Genomic DNA, 21175 nt, shown 5'->3' with positions numbered 1-21175 from the left:
ATTTTAACAAACTACCTCGAGATTTTGTCCCGAGGTAGTAAATTTACTCTAATAAGAGTCTGTTTTTATAAAAATGTTACAGTTTTAACTTTTTATTTTCGATTTTGGAGCATTTGGTAATGTTTCAAATCCCATGTTAAATAAAGTAAATCCAAAAATATCAGCATACTGCTCAATAGTTTTTGCTACAGGAGTTCCAGCTCCATGACCCGCATTGGTTTCAATTCTAATTAATACAGGGTTGTCTCCTTGTTGTTTCTCTTGTAATTCAGCAGCAAACTTAAAACTATGAGCTGGTACTACACGATCATCATGGTCTCCTGTGGTTACCATAGTTGCAGGATATTGAGTACCTTCTTTTACATTGTGTACTGGTGAATATCCTTTTAAATATTCAAACATTTCTTTGCTTTGTTCAGAAGTTCCGTAGTCATACGCCCAACCTGCTCCAGCTGTAAATGTGTGGTAACGTAACATATCTAACACGCCTACTGCAGGTAAAGCTACCTTCATTAAATCAGGACGTTGTGTCATCGTAGCTCCTACTAATAAACCTCCGTTTGATCCTCCTCTAATAGCTAAGTAATCAGAAGAAGTATAATTTTCTTTAATTAGGTATTCAGCAGCAGCAATAAAATCATCAAATACATTTTGCTTTTTTAACTGCGTACCTGCATTGTGCCATTTTTTACCATACTCTCCACCACCACGTAAGTTAGGTACAGCGTACACACCACCTTGCTCCATCCAAACAGCATTGGCAATACTAAAACTTGGAGTTAAAGAAACATTGAATCCACCATAACCATATAAAATGGTTGGGTTTTTACCGTTTAACTCTAATCCTTTTTTATAGGTAATAATCATAGGAACTTTTGTTCCATCTTTTGATGTATAGAATACTTGCTTGCTTTCGTAGTCATCTGCATTGAAAGAAATAGCAGGTTTCCAGTATAGTTCATAAGTTCCATCTTCTGGGTTGAACTTATATGAAGAACTAGGAGTGTTATAGTTTGTGAAAGAGAAGTATAATTCTTTTGCATCTGCTTTTCCTCCAAAACCACCTGCAGAACCTACACCTGGTAATTTTACTTCTCTGATTAATTTTCCATCAAAATCATATTGTAATACTTTAGAAACAGCATCTACCATATATTTTGCAAAGAAGTATCCAGCTCCTGTTGATGGAGATAATACATTTTCAGTTTCAGGAATAAAATCTACCCAGTTTTCTGGAGTTGGGTTTGCAGCATCTACAGTAACAATTTTCTTATTAGGAGCATTCAAGTTGGTTACTAAGTATAACTTACTTCCTCTACTGTCTATTACACCAGTATCACTATCAAAATTGTCAATGATAGGTGTTAATTTACTATTAGGGTTTGTTAAATCTTTAATAAATAACTTGTTTCCAGAAGTTGAGGTTGAAGCAGAAATTAATAAATATTTGTTGTCTTCTGTTAAATATCCACCAACATAACGGTGTTTTTCTTCTGGAGTAGCCCCAAAAATAACTTCATCGGAACTTTGAGGAGTTCCTAACTTATGGAAGTATAATTTATGTTGATCTGTTTTAGCAGATAATTCACTTCCTTTAGGTTTGTCATAACTAGAATAGTAAAAACCTTCGTTTCCTTTCCAAGCTATTCCAGAAAATTTTACATCAACTAAAGTATCTTCTTTAATTTCTTTGGTTTCAGCATCCATTATAATAACCTTTCTCCAATCACTTCCTCCTTCAGAGATTGCATAGGCTACAGTTTTTCCGTCTTTGGTAAAGCTTACTGAACCTAACGATGTAGTTCCATCTTCAGCAAACGTATTAGGATCTAAGAAAACTTCTTCTTTACCCTCTTTATCTTTTCTGTATAGAACATATTGGTTTTGCAATCCATTGTTTTTATAAAAATAGGTGTAATCACCTTCTTTAAATGGAGTTCCTACTTTTTCATAGTTCCATAATTCAGATAAACGGTCTTTTAACTGTTTACGATATGGAATTTTGTCTAAGTAATCGAAAGTAACTTCATTTTCAGCTTTTACCCAAGCTTCAGTTTCGGTACTTCTATCGTCTTCTAACCAACGATAGTTATCAGTTACTTTAGTACCAAAATATTCATCTACAACAGGCTTTTTAGTTGTTTCTGGATAGTTCACACTAATATTTTTTTTAGATTGCTTTTCTTCTTTACAAGAAACTAAAATTGTTCCTGCACAAATAATGGGAAGAAGGATTTTTCTCATGATTAAAAAATTGGTTAATTAGACCAAAGTTAGAAGAAAAACACTCATAGTCATTTATTTTAAGATGATTTTAACAAAAAGAGCTTTGTAAATCTATTGAAATAAAAACGACTACCTTTACGTAATTATAATACAATAAGCATGACTGAAAATTTAAACAAAGAAGCTTTTTTAAAAAAGGTTTTTAATTATGAAGAAAATAAAGAATGGAAGTTTGAAGGAGAATTACCTGCAATAATTGATTTTTATGCTGATTGGTGTGGACCATGTAAAGCATTAGCTCCTGTTTTGGAAGAATTAAGTGCAGAGTATGAAGGGAAAGTTCATATTTATAAAATAGATACAGAAGCAGAACAAGAATTAGCTGCTGCTTTTGGAATAAGAAGTATTCCTTCTATGTTATTTTGTCCTGCTAACGATGAACCTCAAATGGCTCATGGAGCATTACCAAAAAAACAAATTGAACAAATAATAGAGGATGTTTTAAAGGTTAAAAAATAACCTAAAAAAGAAGAATACAAAGGTTTAAAAAGTGGCGCAAAAAGTGTCACTTTTTTTATGTTTAAACACAAAATAAGAAACTCAGTGAGTATCACTTGTCAAGCATTTTTTTTAATTTTAAGTATTTGATTTGTAGGTTTTTGTAAAATGTAAAAAATATTGTAAATTGAAGGAAAAAAAGTGTTTTGTTAAAAACTTCAAGGGATTTGTGAATAAGTATAGCTTTCAAAATATAGCAATTTTTCCAATCTTTGTTTCTGTACTCAGGGAATAAAAATAACACACTAAAAAGAGCTTAAAAAGCATGGCATCGATTGAACCAATTTTACAAGAAAACAAAGACAGATTTGTAATTTTTCCAATTCAACATAATGACTTATGGGAATGGTATAAAAAGCAACAAGCTTGTTTTTGGACTGCTGAAGAAATTGATTTACATTCAGACTTAACAGACTGGAACACTAAACTAACAGACGATGAGCGTTACTTTATTAAGCATGTTTTAGCATTTTTTGCTGCATCTGATGGAATTGTAAATGAAAATTTAGCAGAAAACTTTGTAAACGAAGTTCAATACTCAGAAGCAAAATTCTTTTATGGTTTCCAAATCATGATGGAAAATATTCATTCAGAAACGTATTCATTATTAATTGATACATATATAAAGGATGAAGAAGAGAAAGATAGGTTATTCAAGGCAATTGAAGTTTTTCCAGCAATTAAAAAGAAAGCAGATTGGGCTTTAAAATGGATTGAATCTGATTCGTTTGCTGAGCGTTTAATCGCTTTTGCCGCAGTTGAAGGAATTTTCTTTTCAGGTTCTTTCTGTTCAATTTTCTGGTTAAAGAAACGTGGGTTATTACCTGGGTTAACATTCTCAAACGAGTTAATTTCTCGTGATGAGGGTATGCATTGTGATTTTGCTGTACACTTACACAACAATCACTTAGTAAACAAAGTTCCAAAAGAAAGAATAAGAGATATTATTATCTCAGCTTTAGATATTGAAAGAGAATTTATAACGGAATCTTTACCTGTGAGTTTAATAGGTATGAATGCAACGTTAATGACTCAGTATTTAGAATATGTTACCGATAGACTACTTTTAGAATTCGGATGCGAAAAAGAGTATGAGTCTACCAATCCATTTGATTTCATGGAAATGATTTCTTTGGAAGGAAAAACTAACTTCTTTGAAAAAAGAGTATCAGAGTACCAAAAAGCCGGAGTAAAATCTGGAGGTACAGGAAGCATCAGCTTTGATGCAGATTTTTAGGAACCAATAAGCTGCTATTTCCCCTACATGCAGTATTACTCAGCTAGAGCACTTTTTTCAGTGTTTTAGCGTTATAATCGTTTCAAAAGAAACAAACTAGTATTAACATTTTACATGTTGTCATAAACAACTATGTTTTGACGACGCTATTAACCAACAAAAACCAATATCAATATGTATGTAGTAAAAAGAGACGGCAGAAAAGAGCCTGTGATGTTCGATAAAATCACAGCAAGGGTTAGAAAAATGTGTTATGGATTAAACAATATAGTTGATCCAGTAAAAGTAGCAATGCGTGTTATTGAAGGACTGTATGATGGGGTAACTACTTCTGAATTAGATAATTTAGCAGCAGAAATTGCTGCGACAATGACAACTGCTCATCCTGATTATGCGAAATTAGCAGCGAGAATTGCCGTATCTAACTTACATAAGAATACCAAAAAATCGTTTTCGGAAACAATGACCGATTTGTACGAATATATCAATCCACGTACAGGAAATAAAGCTCCTTTACTAGCAGATGATGTGTACAAAATTATCATGAATAATGCCGATAAATTAGATTCAACAATTATCTACAGTCGTGATTTTAATTACGATTATTTTGGTTTTAAAACATTAGAACGTTCTTATTTATTAAAGTTAAACGGAAACATTGTTGAACGTCCACAACAAATGTTAATGCGTGTTGCGATAGGTATTCACAAAGAAGATATTGACGAGGCAATTGCTACATACGAATTGATGAGTAAAAAATATTTTACCCATGCAACACCAACATTATTTAACTCAGGTACGCCAAAACCACAAATGTCATCTTGTTTCTTGCTACAAATGCAAGACGATAGTATTGATGGAATTTATGATACTTTAAAACAGACAGCTAAAATTTCACAATCTGCAGGAGGTATAGGTTTATCTATTCACAATATCCGTGCTACGGGAAGTTATATTGCAGGTACTAACGGAACATCAAATGGTATTGTACCAATGTTACGTGTATTTAACGATACAGCACGTTATGTAGATCAAGGAGGAGGAAAACGTAAAGGTTCTTTTGCAATGTATTTAGAGCCTTGGCATGCAGATATTTTTGACTTTTTAGACCTGAAGAAAAACCACGGTAAAGAAGAAATGCGTGCGCGTGATTTATTCTATGCAATGTGGATTTCAGACTTATTCATGAAGCGTGTGCAAGAAGATGCTGACTGGACGTTAATGTGTCCACATGAGTGCCCTCATTTATACGACACGTATGGTGAAGAGTTTGAGCGTTTGTATACAAGTTATGAAGCTGCTGGGAAAGGAAGAAAAACTATTAAAGCACGTGATTTATGGGAGAAAATCTTAGAATCACAAATAGAAACAGGTACTCCGTACATGTTGTATAAAGATGCAGCAAACCGTAAGTCAAATCAAAAGAATTTAGGAACGATTCGTTCTTCAAATTTATGTACTGAGATTATGGAGTATACTGCTGAAGATGAAGTAGCAGTATGTAATTTAGCATCAATAGCAATACCAATGTTTGTTGCAGAAGATGAAAACGGAAATAAGTTCTTCGATCATCAAAAGTTATTTAAAGTAACGAAAAAAGTAATCCGTAATTTAGATACAGTAATTGATCGTAACTATTATCCTGTAAAAGAAGCAGAAAACTCTAATTTCCGTCACCGTCCAGTAGGATTAGGAATTCAAGGGTTAGCTGATGCTTTTATTATGTTACGTTTACCGTTTACTTCAGAAGAAGCGAAGAAGCTTAACCAAGAAATTTTTGAGACATTATATTTTGCAGCTGTAACCTCATCAATGGAAGTTGCTAAAACAAAAGGGGCCTATTCAACTTATGAAGGTTCCCCAATGTCACAAGGAGAATTCCAGCACAATATGTGGGGAATTAAAGATGAAGAATTGAGTGGCCGTTGGGATTGGGAAAAATTACGTAAAAATGTCAAAAAACACGGAGTCCGTAACTCACTATTAGTAGCACCAATGCCTACAGCATCTACTTCTCAAATTTTAGGAAACAATGAAGCTTTTGAACCATATACTTCTAATATCTACACACGTAGAGTATTATCAGGAGAGTTTATCGTAGTAAATAAACATTTATTAGAAGATTTAGTAGAGTTAGGTTTATGGGATAATGATATGAAGGAAGATATTATGCGTGCCAACGGATCAATTCAACATATTGATGCTATTCCACAAAACTTAAAAGATTTATACAAAACCGTTTGGGAAATGAGTATGAAAGATATTATCGATATGGCACGTCATAGAGGATACTTTATCGATCAATCTCAATCGTTAAACTTATTTATGCAAGATCCTGATTATGCGAAGTTAACCTCAATGCACTTCTACGCATGGAAATCTGGATTAAAAACAGGAATGTATTATTTACGTACCAAATCTGCTGTAAATGCGAAGCAGTTTACGTTAAATATAGAAAAGAAGGAAGAAGACAAGCCAATGAGTACAGATGAATTCAAAGCGATGGTTGAAGCTTCTAAAAATGCAGAAGGACCAGACGATTGTTTAATGTGTGGATCTTAAAAATTAGTTTTAATTATTTATTAAAAACTGCTTAGCGCAATCGAAGCAAAATTAAAAGTGATAAAGAGAAGTCGAAAGGCTTCTCTTTTTAAAGAGAATTTTTTGATAGAGTATAAATAAAAAATTAACATAAAAAAAGCGATACTGGAAATATCGCTCTTGGTAAATATTTAATTTTTTCCTTTGGACGGGAATAAAAAATTATAATAGTAAAAAGGATTTTGAGACTAACTCATCTCCCTCTTTGTTTTTTCAAACTTACAAAACAGGATTCTTTTCGCCAAGTTATTTTTCTAAAACTTATTATAGTTTAAGTCAAGCTTTATGACCTTGATTTTAGACTAAGTAACTGACTTATTAACAAAAAATAAACATAACAATAAGTCAAAAAAATAACATAAAGATGATATATAAAATATCTATAAACCCTTTAATTGATTTTTCTAAAGGAACAGAAGCAAAAAAGAGAAGAGTAATTCGTGATCAAAAGAACCCTTCTGTAATTAAAGTTGGCTGGTATCAAACACCAAGAGCCTGTATTAAAAAATCTATTTCTCAAAATGGTAATAATGAGGAAATTATTAAAGGTTTGGCTAGGTTAAAAGATAAAGTAGTTGAAAAACCTAGACAAATTCAAAATAAAGATGTTTCAATGGAAGCAATGAGAAGATATTTGAATATTGAATTACCTGAGATTTTAAAGAATCATAATTTAAATATAATAAAAAAAAGAAGTGTAAAATCTACTTGGATAAATGATGTCGAAATTATAGTTTCTCCAGACGTAGTTTTTACTTTAGATTATGATGGAGTTAAATATATAGGTGGTGTAAAAGTTCATTTATCAAAAGGAAATATTTTTGATTTAAATGAATCAAAAATGGTTGCTACAATTCTGAATAAACATATTTCGGAAATTGCACCTAAGTACAATGCTATTCCTTTACCAGAAATATGTTTATCTATAGATGTATTTGGACAAAGAATAGTCTCTTCTGCAAAGAAACCTGAGAAAATTTTAAAAGAGGTTGAAAAAATTTGTTTTGAGATCAAACAGGTTTGGAATGTAGCTTAGAAAAATTAAATATATATAGCAGTATAAGAAAAGAGAAGTCTTTCAACTTCTCTTTTTTTGTATTTTCGACAAAATTTTATTTACGAATGATGAACTGGGAACAACTCCTTTCTTTAAAACGTTTTGGTGATACCCAAAAACGTGAACGTGCAAAACAAGATGAAACTCGTTTAGGTTTTGAGGTAGATTTTGATAGAATTATATTTTCATCGGCTTTTCGTAGCTTACAAGATAAAACACAAGTAATTCCATTATCAAAAACCGATTTTGTCCATACACGTTTAACGCATAGTTTAGAAGTATCAGTTGTAGGGCGTACGTTGGGACGAAGAGTAGGTAAAGAATTACTAGAGCGCCACCCAAAATTAAAAGAACTAGGATACACTTTTAATGATTTTGGAGCGATTGTAGCCGCGGCATCAGTAATGCACGATATTGGGAATCCACCATTCGGACATTCAGGAGAGAAAGCCATTGGAGAATATTTTAAAACAGGAAAAGGACTTCAGTATAAAGACCAATTAACCGATTTAGAATATCAAGATTTAATAGATTTTGAAGGAAATGCCAACGGGTTTAAAATCCTAACAGAAAATAGAGAAGGAATTCAAGGAGGTTTACGTTTGTCATATGCAACACTAGGAGCTTTTTTAAAGTACCCTAAAGAGAGTTTGCCGAAGAAGCCTACTAAGCATATAGTAGATAAGAAATATGGCTTTTTTCAATCAGAAAAAGATGCTTTTTTAGATGTTGTGCAAGATTTAGGATTATTGAAAAAAGAATCTGAAGGTGTTTCTTATTATCGTCACCCATTAGCATACTTAGTTGAAGCAGCTGATGATATTTGTTATACAATTATCGATTTTGAAGATGGAATCAATCTAGGTTTAATTGAAGAAGATTATGCCTTAGAATATATGATTAAGTTGGTAAAAGATACGATTGATAGTAAAAAATACCATTCATTACAGCATACTAAAGATCGTGTAAGTTATTTACGTGCCTTAGCCATAGGAGTATTAATTAATGAAGCAGTAGCCATCTTTTTAGATAATGAAAAAGCTATTTTAAATGGAACCTTTGATAAAGGGTTATTAGATAAATGTAAATATGAAGCTCAGATTAATGATATTATTAAATTAAGTGTTGATAAAATTTACAGAAGTAAAGAGGTTGTTGAAAAAGAAGTTGCAGGATATAAAATCATAGCAGATCTTCTAGATGTTTTTGTAACTGCTTTAAATAATAAATTTGATGATAAACAATCTAATTATGATAAGCTAGTACTTAATCTAATTCCACAGGAATATCAACAAGATAAAGAAAGCTTATATGATAGAATTATGCAAATTTCAAGCTATGTTGCAGGTTTATCTGATGGATATGCTATTCGTTTACATAGAAAAATAATGGGAAATATTAGTTAAGTATATATACTAATAAGATAAAAAACGACGCTATTTAGCGTCGTTTTTTATCTTATTTTTTTAAATATTTTTCTGCTGTTTTTTCAAGTTCATCATACCAGTTTTGGCCGAACTTTCTAATTAAAGCTTGTTTTACAAATTTGTATACAGGAACTTGTAATTCTTTACCTAAAGAACAAGCATCGTCGCAAATTTCCCATTTGTGGTAGTTTACGGCAGCAAATTCACTATAATCCTTTACACGAACAGGATACAAATGGCAAGAAACGGGTTTTTTCCAATCTACAATACCTTGGTTATATGCTTCTTCAATGGCACATAAGGCAGTGCCTTTATCATCAAAAATAACATAAGCACAATCGGCATCATTAATTAAAGGAGTTTCCAGTTCACCAAAATCACTAGTAATCCAAGTACCTTGTTTTTCAATAGCTTCAATTCCTTCTTTTCGTAAAAAAGGTTTAATTTTTGGGTATATTTCTTCTAAAATTATTGTTTCCTCTTTTTCAAGGGGTGCTCCCGCATCGCCATCTATACAACAAGCCCCTTTACATGCAGATAAGTTACAAACAAACTCTTTTTCTATAAGGTCTTCTGAAACGATGGTTTTTCCTAATTGAAACATAAAATGTCTTTAATATTGGGAAGTTTATATTAACTTCTTGTAAATTTAAATGCAAAAATACTAGATTGTAACATTACTTATATAATTTTGCACGCGAAAATATAGCAACTATGGACTTTAACTTCAAAGAAATCTTCACAGCCTTTATGGTATTATTTGCGGTAATTGATATTGTTGGAAACATTCCTATCATTATTGATTTACGTAAAAAAGTAGGACACATTCAATCAGAAAAAGCTTCTGTAATAGCAGGATTTATTATGATTCTGTTTTTATTCTTAGGACAGAGACTATTAAATTTAATAGGTATAGATGTACACTCATTTGCAGTGGCAGGTGCTTTTATCTTGTTTTTCCTAGCATTAGAAATGATATTAGGAATTACTCTTTATAAAGAAGATGATGAGGAAGCATTAAGTGCAACTGTTTTTCCTTTAGCTTTCCCATTAATAGCAGGTCCTGGTAGCTTAACAACACTACTTTCATTACGTGCAGAGTTTAACCTTGAAAATATTATTGTAGCCGTTTTATTAAATGTAATTGTAATTTATATTGTGTTAAAAACGTCCAGAAAAATTGAAAAAGTAATTGGACCAAACGGAATAAAAATTATAAGAAAAATATTTGGTGTAATCTTGTTAGCTATTGCAGTTAAATTATTTGCGGCTAACTTTAAAATGTTAGTAGCTTAACTATGGTTTTTGATGTACTTATTGTTGGAGGAGGAGTATCAGGTATGCAATGCGCTTTAGTTTTAGGTTCTGCACTTACTAAAGAATATGCAAAAGGAAAAACAGTTGGAATTATAATGCATCAGCGTTCTTCTCACCTACAAGATGCTCTCTTTAATAATGTTCTAGGCTTAGCTCCAGAAACTTTAGGAAAAGATATTCTAGAAAGCGGTAGAAATCAGTTAAAAAATTTATACCCAGAAGTATTTCAAATTGAAAATGAAAAAGTGATAGCTGTTTTGGATGATGAAAATGGATATAAGATAATCACTAATAAAAATGAATATTACAGTAAAAAAGTTGTTATAGCCCTAAACTATTCAAAACCTTTTGAAATAGCTGGTTTAGAACAATATGTAGAGCGTCATATTAGAGCAAATGCTATGAAAGATAGAATTCAGTTACGTAATTTCAACCACTTAATAAAAGAAGGGTTATATGTTTGCGGAACCTTAGCTGGGTGGAGAAGTCAGTTTGCAATTGCAGCAGGAAGTGGAGCAAGTGTAGCGACAGATATTTTAACAGTATGGAATGATAATGTACCTACCAAAGTGCATGATAAACATAAAAAAGACTAATTATTTAAGATAGAATCATGAAGAAAATAATAGGAATAATAACAATTTTAATGTTGTTTATTAATTGTGGAGGAAGTGATAGTGATGTTGTACCAACAGAAGATAAAGTAGTAGCTGTTGATGATTCCTTTGAAGCTGAAGAAAATAAAGAGAATGTATTAGCTAGTTTTTTAGAGAATGATACTTATACTTCAGGAAATGTAAAAGTAACGTTAGAGACTAGTTCTGCAAGAAATGGAACTATAGTTAAGAGCAATAATGCTTTTATATACACGCCAGCACAAGATTTTGTAGGTACAGATTCTTTTAAGTATACTATTTGCAGTACAATTACGCCAAGTAATTGTTCTACTGCAACGGTAATCATTAATGTAAATTCTTCAGCCAATGGTAATCCAGGAAGTTTTAATATCCCTTCTGAATTATCAGAATATTATAAAGATGTAGACTTTACCTTAACAGGAAGTTCTTTAAAAGATGTTTTAGCTACTGAAATTATTAATAGTCATACTACCTTCTTAGATTATACGCCAGATGTTTGGAATGTATTAAAACAATCAGACTTAGACCCTAACGATAATAGCAAAGTAGTTTTAATTTATGGTCATGACGATACAGATGGTAATTATGTAACAGATAGAACTCGTAGTAAAGATGCCAATGGAGGGAATACAGGAGATTGGAATAGAGAGCATGTATACCCTAAGTCATTAGGAAATCCAAATTTAGGAACTTCAGGTCCAGGGGCAGATGCGCATCATTTAAGGCCTTCAGATGTAACTTTTAATTCTCAAAGAGGGAATAAATTATTTGCTGCAGGTACAGGGAATGCCGGAGACGTTTCAGGGAACTGGTACCCTGGTAATGAATGGAAAGGAGATGTTGCTCGTATGATGATGTACATGTACTTGCGATATGGAGATAGATGTTTACCAAAGAATGTAGCTGTGGGTTCTGTTACAGCTTCTGATAGTAATATGGTTACTTTATTGTTACAGTGGAATGCTGAAGATCCTGTATCTGATATAGAGATACAACGTAACAACGCAGTTGCTAATGCGCAAGGAAACAGAAATCCGTTTATTGATAATCCTTATTTAGCTACGGTTATTTGGAATGGTGATGCAGCTGAAAATACTTGGGAGTAGTCCCAATAACCTATTGATTCTTAATTTTTAAAAGAGTCAATAGGTTATTTTTATAAGTTCTACCAATAGGAATTTTGATGTTTTCTACATAAAGAAAAGTTCCTGTATATTTTTCAATCTTTTCTAAATTTACAATATATGATTTGTGTATTTGTACAAATTTGTTTGAATTTAGAGTTTCCTTCCAGTTTTTTAATGAATCTATAATCGTCAATTTTTTTGATGAGGTGATAAAATGCACATAGTTTCGATCAGATTCTAAGTATAAAATATCGGCTAGATATACTTTATGTATAATTTTATCTATATTCAAATAAGTAGCTTCTTTTTCTGAAGTTTTTGATTTTAATAATTGACTTTCTACTTTACTAATTGCTTTTAAAAAGCGATCAAAAGAAAAGGGTTTTACCAAATAATCAACAATTGTTTCTAACTCAAAACTATTTACTGCATAATCAGGGTATGCAGTTGTAATAACTATTTTAGGAGGGTTTTTAACTGTTTTTATAAAGTCTAATCCAGAAATATCAGGTAAATTAATATCTAGAAAAATAACATCAACAGTATTGTTTTTCAGAAACTCATTAGCTTGTATGGCTGTTTGAAAAGCATGTACAATTTCAGTATCTGGAATTTTACCGATATACTTTTTCAAAATAGCTTGCGCAGGCAACTCATCTTCAATAATTATACATTTCATAATTGATCTATTTTCAGTTCTATAGTAAAAACATCTCCTTTTTGATGAATGTAAAGAGAATGATTATCTGGATAAATTAATAGCAATCTCTTTTTTAAGTTTTCTAAGCCAATGGCTTTGGTATTTTTATTTGTGTTTATATTGAATTGATTACTACTTATTAAATGTAATTGATGGTTAGTAACGTTGATAAAAATACCAATCTTACTATGTGCAATGCTATGTTTAAAAGCATTTTCAATAATGGTAATTAAAAGGAGTGGAGCAATTTGGTATTGATTACTATCAGTTTTATAATGGTAATCAATTTCTTTCACTCCTTCAGTTCGAATTTTTTGAAAATCGATATAGTTTTGTATGAAAAGTAGTTCTTTTTCAAGAGAAACCTTTTCAGAAATTGTCTCATATAAGACATGTTTAAGGTTTTCTGAGAGTTTTAAGATTAAATTGGGGGTTTGATTAGGTTTGTCAATAGAATACGCGTAAATCGTGTTTAAATTATTTAAGAGTACATGCGGATTTATTTGTGATTTTAAAAATTTCAACTCCATTTCTGTTCGTTCTTGGGTTGTTTGTGCTAATTTTTCTTGTCCGTCTAAAAACTTAAACAACATCCATATAAAAGAGAAAAATAATAGAGGTACTAGAGTTTGCCATAAATAATCGCTTAAACATTTCATAATGGAACATCCACAACGTGCAAAAACATTACAGTATAGTTGAGTTGCTAAAACTGAAATAAGGACAAAAGCAATTCCGTATAACACATACCATTTCTTTTTAACGAATAGCGGTAACAATAGTTGATTGTTAGTATACACGATAATGATAAGAATAAAAAAGTACTGTAAAAAAGGGTTTTCTGCCCAGTAATATTGGGTAAATACAAAAAGTGAGATAAAGATAAATAAAGCCCAAAAAAGTAGGTGGATTAAAATTTCAGCGCTATGTTTTTTTAAAAGGCTCATTGTGTATTTCAAAGTAAACAAAATATAAGCTGTAATCAAAGTAGAAAGTACTAACGACGTTTTTCTTTGTATCAATAACATGTTATAAGTTGTTTGTACATGTTTTATAGTAGTGTATACGATTAGTTTTTTTATGGGGAGATATTAAGATACATTCGAAGAAATAAAATATTTATTACTAACTAAAAAATATTAAAAATGAGAAATACTGTATTATGTGTAATTGTAGGATTAATGGCAATTATGGCAAACGCTCAAGAGTTTCAATTTGAAACAGCATCAATCGATTACGGAAAAATTAAACAAGGCGCTGATGGGGTTCGTGTGTTTGAGTTTACAAATATTGGTACTGAACCGTTGATTATAAAAGATATTAAATCCACTTGTGGGTGTACAGTTCCTAAAAAACCAGAAAAACCAATTATGCCAGGTGAAAAAGGGCAAATAGAAGTATTATATGATACAAGAAGAGTAGGAGGGTTTTCAAAAGCCATTACGATTATATCGAATGCTAAAGCATCTAGAAAAATGTTAAAAATAAAAGGGCATGTTGAAAAAGAGAAAGAAAAAGATAGAGTTTAATAATTTAAAAGCCTGAGTTTATAAGCTCAGGCTTTTTATCTCTAATTGGAGATATGATTGATTTAGTAATAGATAGCCCCCCCGGATTACCATATTGTAATCATCGGAGACAAATGTATATGCTTTTCATTTCTTTAAATTTAAAAAAGGCATAAGTGTGTAAATATTAAGTATAAAAGAAGGTATAAAAAAACCGAAGCATTAGCCTCGGTTTTTTTATGTATAGGTGTCTTATTTTATCCTTTAAAGCTAGCTTTTAAGAACTCTGAGTTCATACGAGCAATGTTTTCTAAAGAAATTCCTTTCGGGCATTCAATTTCACAAGCTCCAGTATTAGTACAGTTACCAAAACCTTCTAAATCCATTTGAGCAACCATGTTTTTAACACGCTCAGTCGCTTCAACCTGTCCTTGAGGTAATAAAGCATATTGAGATACTTTTGCTCCAACAAATAACATGGCAGATGAGTTTTTACAAGTAGCAACACAAGCACCACAACCAATACATGTGGCAGCATCCATTGCTTTATCAGCATTTTCTTTAGGAACCAAGATAGCATTGGCATCTGTGGTGTTTCCTGATGTGTTTACTGAAATATAACCGCCTGCTTGTTGAATTCTTTCAAAAGAACCTCTATCAACCACTAAATCTTTAATTACTGGAAAAGCAGCAGCTCTAAATGGTTCAATTGTAATAGTATCTCCATCGTTAAACATACGCATGTGCAACTGACATGTAGTTACTCCACGATCTGGTCCGTGTGCTTCACCATTAATGTACATAGAACACATACCGCAAATTCCTTCACGACAGTCGTGGTCAAATGCTACAGGCTCTTCACCAGCATTAACTAATTGTTCGTTTAATACGTCCATCATTTCTAAGAAAGACATATGCTCGGAAATATCGGTCACCTTATATTCGACCATTTTCCCTTTATCGTTCGCTCCTTTTTGTCTCCAAATTTTTAGCGTAAGATTCATGTTACTCATATCTCTTTTCTTATTTGTATGAACGTTGTTTTAGTTCAATATCGTTAAACTCTAATTTTTCTTTGTGTAATACAGCATCAGCTGGTTCTCCTTTATACTCCCAAGCAGAAACGTAAGCAAAGTTTGCATCATCACGTTTTGCTTCTCCTTTTTGAGGTCCGTCTAATTCAACAGACTCTTCTCTAAAGTGTCCTCCACAAGACTCAGTTCTGTTTAAGGCATCTTTAGCAAATAACTCTCCTAACTCTAAGAAATCAGCAACTCTTCCTGCTTTTTCTAATTCTGGGTTCATTTCATTTGCACCTCCGGGAACTGTTACATTCTTCCAGAAATCTTCACGTAACGCTTTAATTTCAGCCATCGCTTCTTTTAAACCTTGTTCGTTACGTGCCATTCCACATTTTTCCCACATAATTTTTCCTAATTTCTTGTGGTAGTAATCTACAGAATGCTCTCCTTTATTGTTAATGAAGAAATCAATACGATCTTTAACCGCTTTTTCAGCTTCTTCAAATTCTTTAGTTTCAGTTGAAATTTTACCTGTACGGATATCGTTAGATAAATAATCACCAATTGTGTAAGGTAACACAAAGTATCCGTCAGCCAAACCTTGCATTAATGCAGAAGCTCCTAAACGGTTAGCACCGTGATCAGAGAAGTTTGCTTCACCAATAGCATAACAACCATCAATAGTAGTCATTAAGTTATAATCTACCCAAATTCCACCCATGGTGTAGTGAGTTGCAGGATAAATCATCATTGGTGTTTTGTATGGATTGTCATCTACAATCTTTTCATACATTTGGAATAAGTTCCCGTACTTAGCTTCTACTATTTTTTCACCTTCAGCAATAATTTTCTCTTGTGAAGGGTTTTTAATTCCATGTAATTTACATTGCTCTTTACCATAACGCTCAATAGCTGATTTAAAATCTAAGTAAACAGCTTCACCAGTAGCATTTACACCATAACCAGCATCACAACGCTCTTTTGCAGCACGAGAAGCCACATCTCGAGGTACTAAGTTACCAAAGGCAGGATATCTTCTTTCTAAGTAGTAATCTCTATCTTCTTCAGCAATTTGAGTTGGTTTTAATTTTCCTTCTCTAATAGCTAATACATCTTCCATTTTCTTAGGAACCCAAATACGTCCGTCGTTACGTAACGACTCTGACATTAGGGTTAGTTTAGACTGATAGTCTCCCGAACGAGGAATACAAGTTGGGTGAATTTGCGTGTAACAAGGATTCGCAAAGAATGCTCCTTTTTTGTGAACTTTCCAAGCAGCTGTAGCGTTAGATCCCATTGCGTTGGTTGATAAGAAATATACATTTCCATATCCACCAGAAGCAATTACTACTGCATGTGCAGAGTGACGCTCAATTTCACCAGTAACTAGGTTACGAGCAATAATACCACGAGCTTTTCCATCAACAATTACCAAATCTAACATTTCATGGCGATTGAACATTTCAATCTTACCACGAGCAATTTGACGGTTCATTGCCGAATACGCTCCTAATAATAACTGCTGACCAGTTTGACCTTTCGCGTAGAAGGTACGAGATACTAATACTCCACCAAACGAACGGTTATCTAATTGACCACCATAATCACGTGCAAAAGGAACTCCTTGTGCCACACATTGGTCAATAATATTAGCAGAAACCTCAGCTAAACGATAAACGTTTGCTTCACGAGAACGGTAATCTCCACCTTTTACTGTATCATAAAATAAACGGTAAAAAGAATCACCATCACCTTGATAGTTTTTTGCTGCGTTAATACCACCTTGTGCTGCAATAGAGTGTGCACGACGAGGTGAATCTTGGTAAGCAAAAGCTTTAACGTTGTATCCTAATTCTGCTAACGTTGCAGAAGCAGAACCACCCGCTAAACCAGTACCCACTACAATAACGTCAATTAAACGTTTGTTAGCAGGGTTTACCAAGTCAATTTTATCTTTATAAGTTGTCCATTTATCTTTTAATGGACCTTTTGGAATTTTTGAATCTAAAGTTGCCATACTTGTTGCGTATTAGTGATTGAAATGATGAAATAATGCAATAATTACGAATCCTAACGGAATTAAGATTGCGTAAAGCTTACCAAAAGTTTTCAATCCTTTAGTATATTTATTATTTGCTCCCACAGATTGGAAAGCAGAATTAAATCCGTGTAATAAATGTAATGCTAAGAAAACAAAAGCAATTACATAAGCACCTACTCTAAGTGGATTTACAAATTTGTGTTGTAATTCTTCAAAATATCTTAACCCACTTTCTGAGTTGTATGGGTCTATTAAACCAGACATATCACCTTGAATGAATTTGGTGTTGATTTCTGGAAACCAAAAATCGATAAAGTGTAAAACAATAAACGCTAAAATAGCGGCTCCACTATAAATCATGTTTCTACTCATCCAAGTAGAGTTCGCAGCTCCGTTATTTTTAGCATAACTTACTTTACGTGCACTGTTGTTTTTCATTTCTAAGATGAATCCCATTACAAAGTGAAAAACAACACCAAAAATTAAGATTGGTTGCATTACATACTGTACCAAACCGTTAGTTCCCATAAAGTGCGACAATTTGTTAAATGTTGCTCCATTATCTGGAAAAATTGAGGTGATGTTAATTGCAAAATGTTGTAATAAGAAAAACATCAGGAAGAATGCCGAAAGTGCCATGGCAAACTTTCTTCCGATAGAAGATTTTAGTAATCCGCTCATTATTTTGTTGATTGATTAAATAATAGCACAAATTTAAGAGGATGACAGTACTTGAACAAACTTTACGAATTGTTTTCTTAAATATTTAGAATGGGTTTAAATAGTGAATTAAGAAAACAGTTTTTTTGATATTTGTAGAGGAAAAAATGAGAGTGAATTTAAGCTTTTTTTGATGTATGGGGTTTCAAAAACCATATTTTCTGAATGTTAAATTGACTCTTGGTTTTAAATATTCAGGATTTTCGGGTAGGCTGTGTTCGTAGTATTCTTGACAATCTTTTTCCATAACTAATAAACTTCCATGCTCCAGAAGTATCTTGTTTTCAATCATCGTTTTATTTTCTCGAAGATAAAACATACGTTCTTCACCTAAACTAACTGAAGGAATAATATCAGTGTTTCCAAAAGCCATTTTATCTGAATGATAATCAATGCCAGAATTTCCATTGGGATAATAAATGCATACACAAGTTTTAAATTCTTGTCCAGTGTGTTCTTCAATTTGCTTTTTTAAAGGAAGCATATATTTTGGCCATATCATAGTGTTTCCCCAAGCTGATTTTTGAAAAACATTTTTCTCCATTAAATCAGAGTCAATAAACATTAATTTACCAAAGTTGTATTTAATTACCTCATCAGATGAAAGTCTCATTTCCATCATATTTGTAAGTTCAGACAGGCTTGTTAATTGCTGAAATAGATTTGTAGCATCTTTTTCAGGTAAAAATTTAGAGCTGTAACTGATAACATTGTTAAGACTAGTTGACATTTTATATTGTTAGTTGATGGTGAAGTTTAGTATTGATGCCAATTCCTCAGGTTTTTCAAGCGGAATCATATGACCGCAATTTTTAATCATTATGCATGTTCCTTTTTCAGATTTGTTGACAAACTCTTTAAGTTTTTTGAGATTTACAAGTGCATCATTTTCGGCAGCAATAAAAAATATAGGAGTGTTTAAGGATAAAACTTTTTGTGAAATATCTAACCGAGTTGAAGTTGCTCTTAATTGACGAAGTAGCACATCTTTTCCTAAATCGGCATCCATTTTTTTAATAACAGAAATAATTTCGGAATTACGGTGATTATCTGGGTGTAAAAACTGTTGAATTCTTGCTTGAGATATTCCTTTGTAGGTGTGCTTTTCTAAAAAGTCAATAGTGCTTTTTCGTAATTGAATTTCCGACTCATTCAACCCATCAGTATTGGCAGCAACTATAACTAATTTTTTTACTTTTTCAGGATGATGGGTTGCAAAGTTCATAGCAGAAAACCCACCTAAAGAAAAACCAATGATAGTGGCTGGTTCTTTAATATGATTTAGTATCATTTGATTAATTTCCTCAAAAGAATTAGCAGGAATAATATCAATATGTACTGGAAGTATGTTTTTTAGTTTAGGAAAAACATATTGCCATAAATCTACCGTACACATGGTGCCTGAAATTACATATACTTTTTGCATTTATCTATTATAATTAGAACTAACTAAACATTTGTTATTCTTCCACTTGCCGATTAATGTTTTTTTAGGAATCACCTCGTTATTACAAGTCAGAAAATTACCGTTTTTATCTTTTTTAATAATTTTTAATTTTCCTTGATGAATGGCGTTGATTACTCTGTAGATCAATCCATTTTTAGGAAGGGTACCACCTTTTTTGGAAAGTGTTAAACCAACTTCGTTGTTAAATAAATCCATTTCTGAAGAAATTTGATCAGGAATAACACCATCTTCTAACTTTCGCTCTTTGTATGTTTTGTAGTTGTCTTTTTCGTGAGCTTTACCAAGTGAACGAGCTGCATTTTTTCCAATTTGTTGTCGTAATAAAGCCATCCAAAAAGTATGACGAAAAGCATCTACTTGTCCGCCTGCATGATCGCCATCTAGTAAGGGAGAAACTCTTAGAGAGTCACTTACTCTTGATGCTTCACGTGAAACAATAAAAGCTTTTTTTGCTTTAAAAGGATGGAGTAGTACCCATGTTTTTTGAGCTCCTTGTAGTTTTTTAAATTGTTGCCAGTTGGATTGGGCAGTGGTGTAAAAAGGGAGTAAAAGAACTAAAAAAAGCAGTTTTTTAAGCATAAAAATTAATTTTTACTGCTAATTTGCTCTTCTAATTCAACAATTTTACTTTCTAAATCGTGTAATCTATCATAAACATCAACAGGTTCAGGCATTTGTTTAGAGGCGAACATAGTTACATACCAAACTTCCATAATTTCCTCAGCATTTATGGTATAAGTAGGGTAGTTACCATCTTTATTATCACTTTTTAAAATAAGTTTACCTCTTTCTTCTATTCTATTAATTACACGTTTTAAAACAATACCATCATTCTTACTTACAATTACATATACACGACCATCTTTAATATCATGTAAATTTTCAACATATTTTCCAAAAACTAAATCTCCATCAAAAAAAGTACGCACCATAGAGTTTCCTTGTACTTCAAAACAACGAAAGGTACCATTATTAAGATGAGGCATATTAAAAGAAGGAAGTTGTTCTATGTAATTTGAATCTCCATAACCATTTAAATAACCAGCTCTTGCTTGTATAGGAACATAAACTACATTTTCATTACCCGAAGAATTCACAGAAACAACCTGAGGGACTCCAGAATATGTTTGAATATTTGTAGGTTCTGTTTTTAGCATTATATCACTTTTTCCAAATAAATAATCAGGATTAATGTTAAATTCATTAATAATAGAAGTAAGAACATCGTAACCAGGTTTTGTTTTTTTTCTACTACCGTCAGATTGAGGTCTCCCATTAATAATACTATCTATAGTGGTTCCAGTAACACCTATTTTTTTTGAAAAAGAAAAGTTATTTAAGTTAAAAGCATCTCTAATTGCTGCTATTTTTTCGGAAATTCCCATAACATTTTATGTTTTTACATATTGCAAAAATAATTAAACTTTTGTTTGTTTAAATATGTAATATGTTTTATATTTGCCTCGTTAATGAATTGCTAATATACAAAAAAATTGTAATAATCAAACATTTGTGTGGTTTTAGCGAT

Annotated in this window: 20 protein-coding genes; 9 read left to right on the top strand and 11 right to left on the bottom strand. The window is 32.1% G+C overall.

Annotation, left to right across the window (positions count from 1 at the left end):
- Positions 1-84: 84 nt before the first annotated feature.
- The gene (locus tag NH341_RS01835; protein WP_253055556.1) at positions 85-2244 is read right to left on the bottom strand and encodes a prolyl oligopeptidase family protein; all 2160 of its coding nucleotides are present in this window, start codon (positions 2242-2244) and stop codon (positions 85-87) included.
- 141 nt (positions 2245-2385) lie between these two features.
- Here NH341_RS01835 and trxA point away from each other — a divergent pair, with 141 nt between their 5' ends.
- The 5 genes from trxA to NH341_RS01810 all read left to right on the top strand — a co-directional run bounded on the left by trxA (position 2386) and on the right by NH341_RS01810 (position 9085).
- Entirely contained in the window at positions 2386-2745 is a 360-nt protein-coding gene (gene trxA / locus NH341_RS01830; protein ID WP_047788090.1) for a thioredoxin, read from the top strand.
- A 304-nt stretch (positions 2746-3049) separates the two neighbouring features.
- A complete protein-coding gene (locus NH341_RS01825; protein ID WP_047788089.1) occupies positions 3050-4021 on the top strand; it encodes a ribonucleotide-diphosphate reductase subunit beta in 972 nt (323 codons plus the stop codon).
- Between the two features lie 174 nt (positions 4022-4195).
- Entirely contained in the window at positions 4196-6583 is a 2388-nt protein-coding gene (locus NH341_RS01820) for a ribonucleoside-diphosphate reductase subunit alpha (RefSeq protein ID WP_047788088.1), read from the top strand.
- Positions 6584-6986: 403 nt separating this feature from the next.
- Positions 6987-7658 (top strand): hypothetical protein, encoded by a 672-nt coding sequence (locus tag NH341_RS01815; protein ID WP_253055555.1) that lies wholly within the window; start codon positions 6987-6989, stop codon positions 7656-7658.
- An 89-nt stretch (positions 7659-7747) separates the two neighbouring features.
- A complete protein-coding gene (locus NH341_RS01810; protein WP_073182733.1) occupies positions 7748-9085 on the top strand; it encodes a deoxyguanosinetriphosphate triphosphohydrolase in 1338 nt (445 codons plus the stop codon).
- Positions 9086-9137: 52 nt separating this feature from the next.
- On the opposite strand, the gene NH341_RS01805 is transcribed toward NH341_RS01810, so the two are convergent.
- Positions 9138-9710, bottom strand: coding sequence for a DUF3109 family protein (locus NH341_RS01805; RefSeq protein WP_047788085.1), 573 nt, complete (start codon positions 9708-9710; stop codon positions 9138-9140).
- Positions 9711-9820: 110 nt separating this feature from the next.
- Between NH341_RS01805 and NH341_RS01800 the strand changes: the two genes are divergently transcribed.
- Genes NH341_RS01800 through NH341_RS01790 form a run of 3 tightly spaced genes read left to right on the top strand, consistent with a single transcriptional unit; the run spans position 9821 to position 12167 of the window.
- Positions 9821-10402, top strand: a complete 582-nt coding sequence (locus tag NH341_RS01800; RefSeq protein WP_047788084.1) for a MarC family protein — start codon at positions 9821-9823, stop codon at positions 10400-10402.
- Positions 10403-10404: 2 nt separating this feature from the next.
- Positions 10405-11019: an FAD-dependent oxidoreductase gene (locus NH341_RS01795; RefSeq protein WP_253055553.1), complete on the top strand. Its 615-nt coding sequence runs from the start codon at positions 10405-10407 to the stop codon at positions 11017-11019.
- A 17-nt stretch (positions 11020-11036) separates the two neighbouring features.
- A complete protein-coding gene (locus NH341_RS01790) occupies positions 11037-12167 on the top strand; it encodes an endonuclease (protein WP_253055551.1) in 1131 nt (376 codons plus the stop codon).
- A gap of 10 nt (positions 12168-12177) precedes the next feature.
- Here the strand turns inward: NH341_RS01790 and NH341_RS01785 are convergent, their stop codons facing one another.
- Both NH341_RS01785 and NH341_RS01780 read right to left on the bottom strand, forming a co-directional pair.
- Positions 12178-12867: a LytTR family DNA-binding domain-containing protein gene (locus tag NH341_RS01785; protein WP_173360506.1), complete on the bottom strand. Its 690-nt coding sequence runs from the start codon at positions 12865-12867 to the stop codon at positions 12178-12180.
- Positions 12864-13835, bottom strand: a complete 972-nt coding sequence (locus NH341_RS01780) for a sensor histidine kinase (protein WP_253055549.1) — start codon at positions 13833-13835, stop codon at positions 12864-12866. Before NH341_RS01780 ends, NH341_RS01785 begins: the two co-directional genes overlap by 4 nt.
- Before the next feature lie 198 nt (positions 13836-14033).
- On the opposite strand from NH341_RS01780, the gene NH341_RS01775 reads away from it, so the two are divergent.
- Positions 14034-14417, top strand: coding sequence for a DUF1573 domain-containing protein (locus NH341_RS01775; RefSeq protein WP_167712585.1), 384 nt, complete (start codon positions 14034-14036; stop codon positions 14415-14417).
- Between the two features lie 236 nt (positions 14418-14653).
- On the opposite strand, the gene NH341_RS01770 is transcribed toward NH341_RS01775, so the two are convergent.
- The 7 genes from NH341_RS01770 to NH341_RS01740 all read right to left on the bottom strand — a co-directional run bounded on the left by NH341_RS01770 (position 14654) and on the right by NH341_RS01740 (position 21032).
- Positions 14654-15409: a succinate dehydrogenase/fumarate reductase iron-sulfur subunit gene (locus NH341_RS01770; protein ID WP_047788102.1), complete on the bottom strand. Its 756-nt coding sequence runs from the start codon at positions 15407-15409 to the stop codon at positions 14654-14656.
- Positions 15410-15419: 10 nt separating this feature from the next.
- Positions 15420-17435 carry a fumarate reductase/succinate dehydrogenase flavoprotein subunit gene (locus NH341_RS01765; protein WP_159610641.1) on the bottom strand — a complete coding sequence of 672 codons (2016 nt, stop codon included), beginning with the start codon at positions 17433-17435 and terminating at the stop codon, positions 15420-15422.
- 12 nt (positions 17436-17447) lie between these two features.
- Complete coding sequence (locus NH341_RS01760; protein WP_253055548.1) at positions 17448-18140, bottom strand: succinate dehydrogenase cytochrome b subunit; 693 nt, start codon at positions 18138-18140, stop codon at positions 17448-17450.
- Between the two features lie 184 nt (positions 18141-18324).
- Complete coding sequence (locus NH341_RS01755) at positions 18325-18909, bottom strand: alpha-ketoglutarate-dependent dioxygenase AlkB (protein ID WP_253055546.1); 585 nt, start codon at positions 18907-18909, stop codon at positions 18325-18327.
- Positions 18910-18918: 9 nt separating this feature from the next.
- Positions 18919-19605 (bottom strand): alpha/beta fold hydrolase, encoded by a 687-nt coding sequence (locus NH341_RS01750; protein ID WP_253055544.1) that lies wholly within the window; start codon positions 19603-19605, stop codon positions 18919-18921.
- Positions 19606-20226: a hypothetical protein gene (locus NH341_RS01745; RefSeq protein WP_253055543.1), complete on the bottom strand. Its 621-nt coding sequence runs from the start codon at positions 20224-20226 to the stop codon at positions 19606-19608.
- A 5-nt stretch (positions 20227-20231) separates the two neighbouring features.
- Positions 20232-21032 carry a LexA family transcriptional regulator gene (locus tag NH341_RS01740; RefSeq protein WP_073182393.1) on the bottom strand — a complete coding sequence of 267 codons (801 nt, stop codon included), beginning with the start codon at positions 21030-21032 and terminating at the stop codon, positions 20232-20234.
- Positions 21033-21175 lie beyond the last annotated feature (143 nt).

Source organism: Tenacibaculum sp. XPcli2-G, assembly GCF_024124505.1.
Classification (GTDB): Bacteria; Bacteroidota; Bacteroidia; order Flavobacteriales; family Flavobacteriaceae; genus Polaribacter; species Polaribacter mesophilus.
The sequence above is the reverse complement of the archived record's forward strand: the minus strand, read 5'-3'. Positions and strand labels throughout refer to the sequence as shown.

Excerpts from the sequence above, each read along its gene's own strand:
- NH341_RS01835 (WP_253055556.1), bottom strand. The coding sequence starts at position 2,244 with ATGAGAAAAATCCTTCTTCCCATTATTTGTGCAGGAACAATTTTAGTT.
- trxA (WP_047788090.1), top strand. The coding sequence starts at position 2,386 with ATGACTGAAAATTTAAACAAAGAAGCTTTTTTAAAAAAGGTTTTTAAT.
- NH341_RS01825 (WP_047788089.1), top strand. The coding sequence starts at position 3,050 with ATGGCATCGATTGAACCAATTTTACAAGAAAACAAAGACAGATTTGTA.
- NH341_RS01820 (WP_047788088.1), top strand. The coding sequence starts at position 4,196 with ATGTATGTAGTAAAAAGAGACGGCAGAAAAGAGCCTGTGATGTTCGAT.
- NH341_RS01815 (WP_253055555.1), top strand. The coding sequence starts at position 6,987 with ATGATATATAAAATATCTATAAACCCTTTAATTGATTTTTCTAAAGGA.
- NH341_RS01810 (WP_073182733.1), top strand. The coding sequence starts at position 7,748 with ATGAACTGGGAACAACTCCTTTCTTTAAAACGTTTTGGTGATACCCAA.
- NH341_RS01805 (WP_047788085.1), bottom strand. The coding sequence starts at position 9,710 with ATGTTTCAATTAGGAAAAACCATCGTTTCAGAAGACCTTATAGAAAAA.
- NH341_RS01800 (WP_047788084.1), top strand. The coding sequence starts at position 9,821 with ATGGACTTTAACTTCAAAGAAATCTTCACAGCCTTTATGGTATTATTT.
- NH341_RS01795 (WP_253055553.1), top strand. The coding sequence starts at position 10,405 with ATGGTTTTTGATGTACTTATTGTTGGAGGAGGAGTATCAGGTATGCAA.
- NH341_RS01790 (WP_253055551.1), top strand. The coding sequence starts at position 11,037 with ATGAAGAAAATAATAGGAATAATAACAATTTTAATGTTGTTTATTAAT.
- NH341_RS01785 (WP_173360506.1), bottom strand. The coding sequence starts at position 12,867 with ATGAAATGTATAATTATTGAAGATGAGTTGCCTGCGCAAGCTATTTTG.
- NH341_RS01780 (WP_253055549.1), bottom strand. The coding sequence starts at position 13,835 with ATGAGCCTTTTAAAAAAACATAGCGCTGAAATTTTAATCCACCTACTT.
- NH341_RS01775 (WP_167712585.1), top strand. The coding sequence starts at position 14,034 with ATGAGAAATACTGTATTATGTGTAATTGTAGGATTAATGGCAATTATG.
- NH341_RS01770 (WP_047788102.1), bottom strand. The coding sequence starts at position 15,409 with ATGAGTAACATGAATCTTACGCTAAAAATTTGGAGACAAAAAGGAGCG.
- NH341_RS01765 (WP_159610641.1), bottom strand. The coding sequence starts at position 17,435 with ATGGCAACTTTAGATTCAAAAATTCCAAAAGGTCCATTAAAAGATAAA.
- NH341_RS01760 (WP_253055548.1), bottom strand. The coding sequence starts at position 18,140 with ATGAGCGGATTACTAAAATCTTCTATCGGAAGAAAGTTTGCCATGGCA.
- NH341_RS01755 (WP_253055546.1), bottom strand. The coding sequence starts at position 18,909 with ATGTCAACTAGTCTTAACAATGTTATCAGTTACAGCTCTAAATTTTTA.
- NH341_RS01750 (WP_253055544.1), bottom strand. The coding sequence starts at position 19,605 with ATGCAAAAAGTATATGTAATTTCAGGCACCATGTGTACGGTAGATTTA.
- NH341_RS01745 (WP_253055543.1), bottom strand. The coding sequence starts at position 20,226 with ATGCTTAAAAAACTGCTTTTTTTAGTTCTTTTACTCCCTTTTTACACC.
- NH341_RS01740 (WP_073182393.1), bottom strand. The coding sequence starts at position 21,032 with ATGGGAATTTCCGAAAAAATAGCAGCAATTAGAGATGCTTTTAACTTA.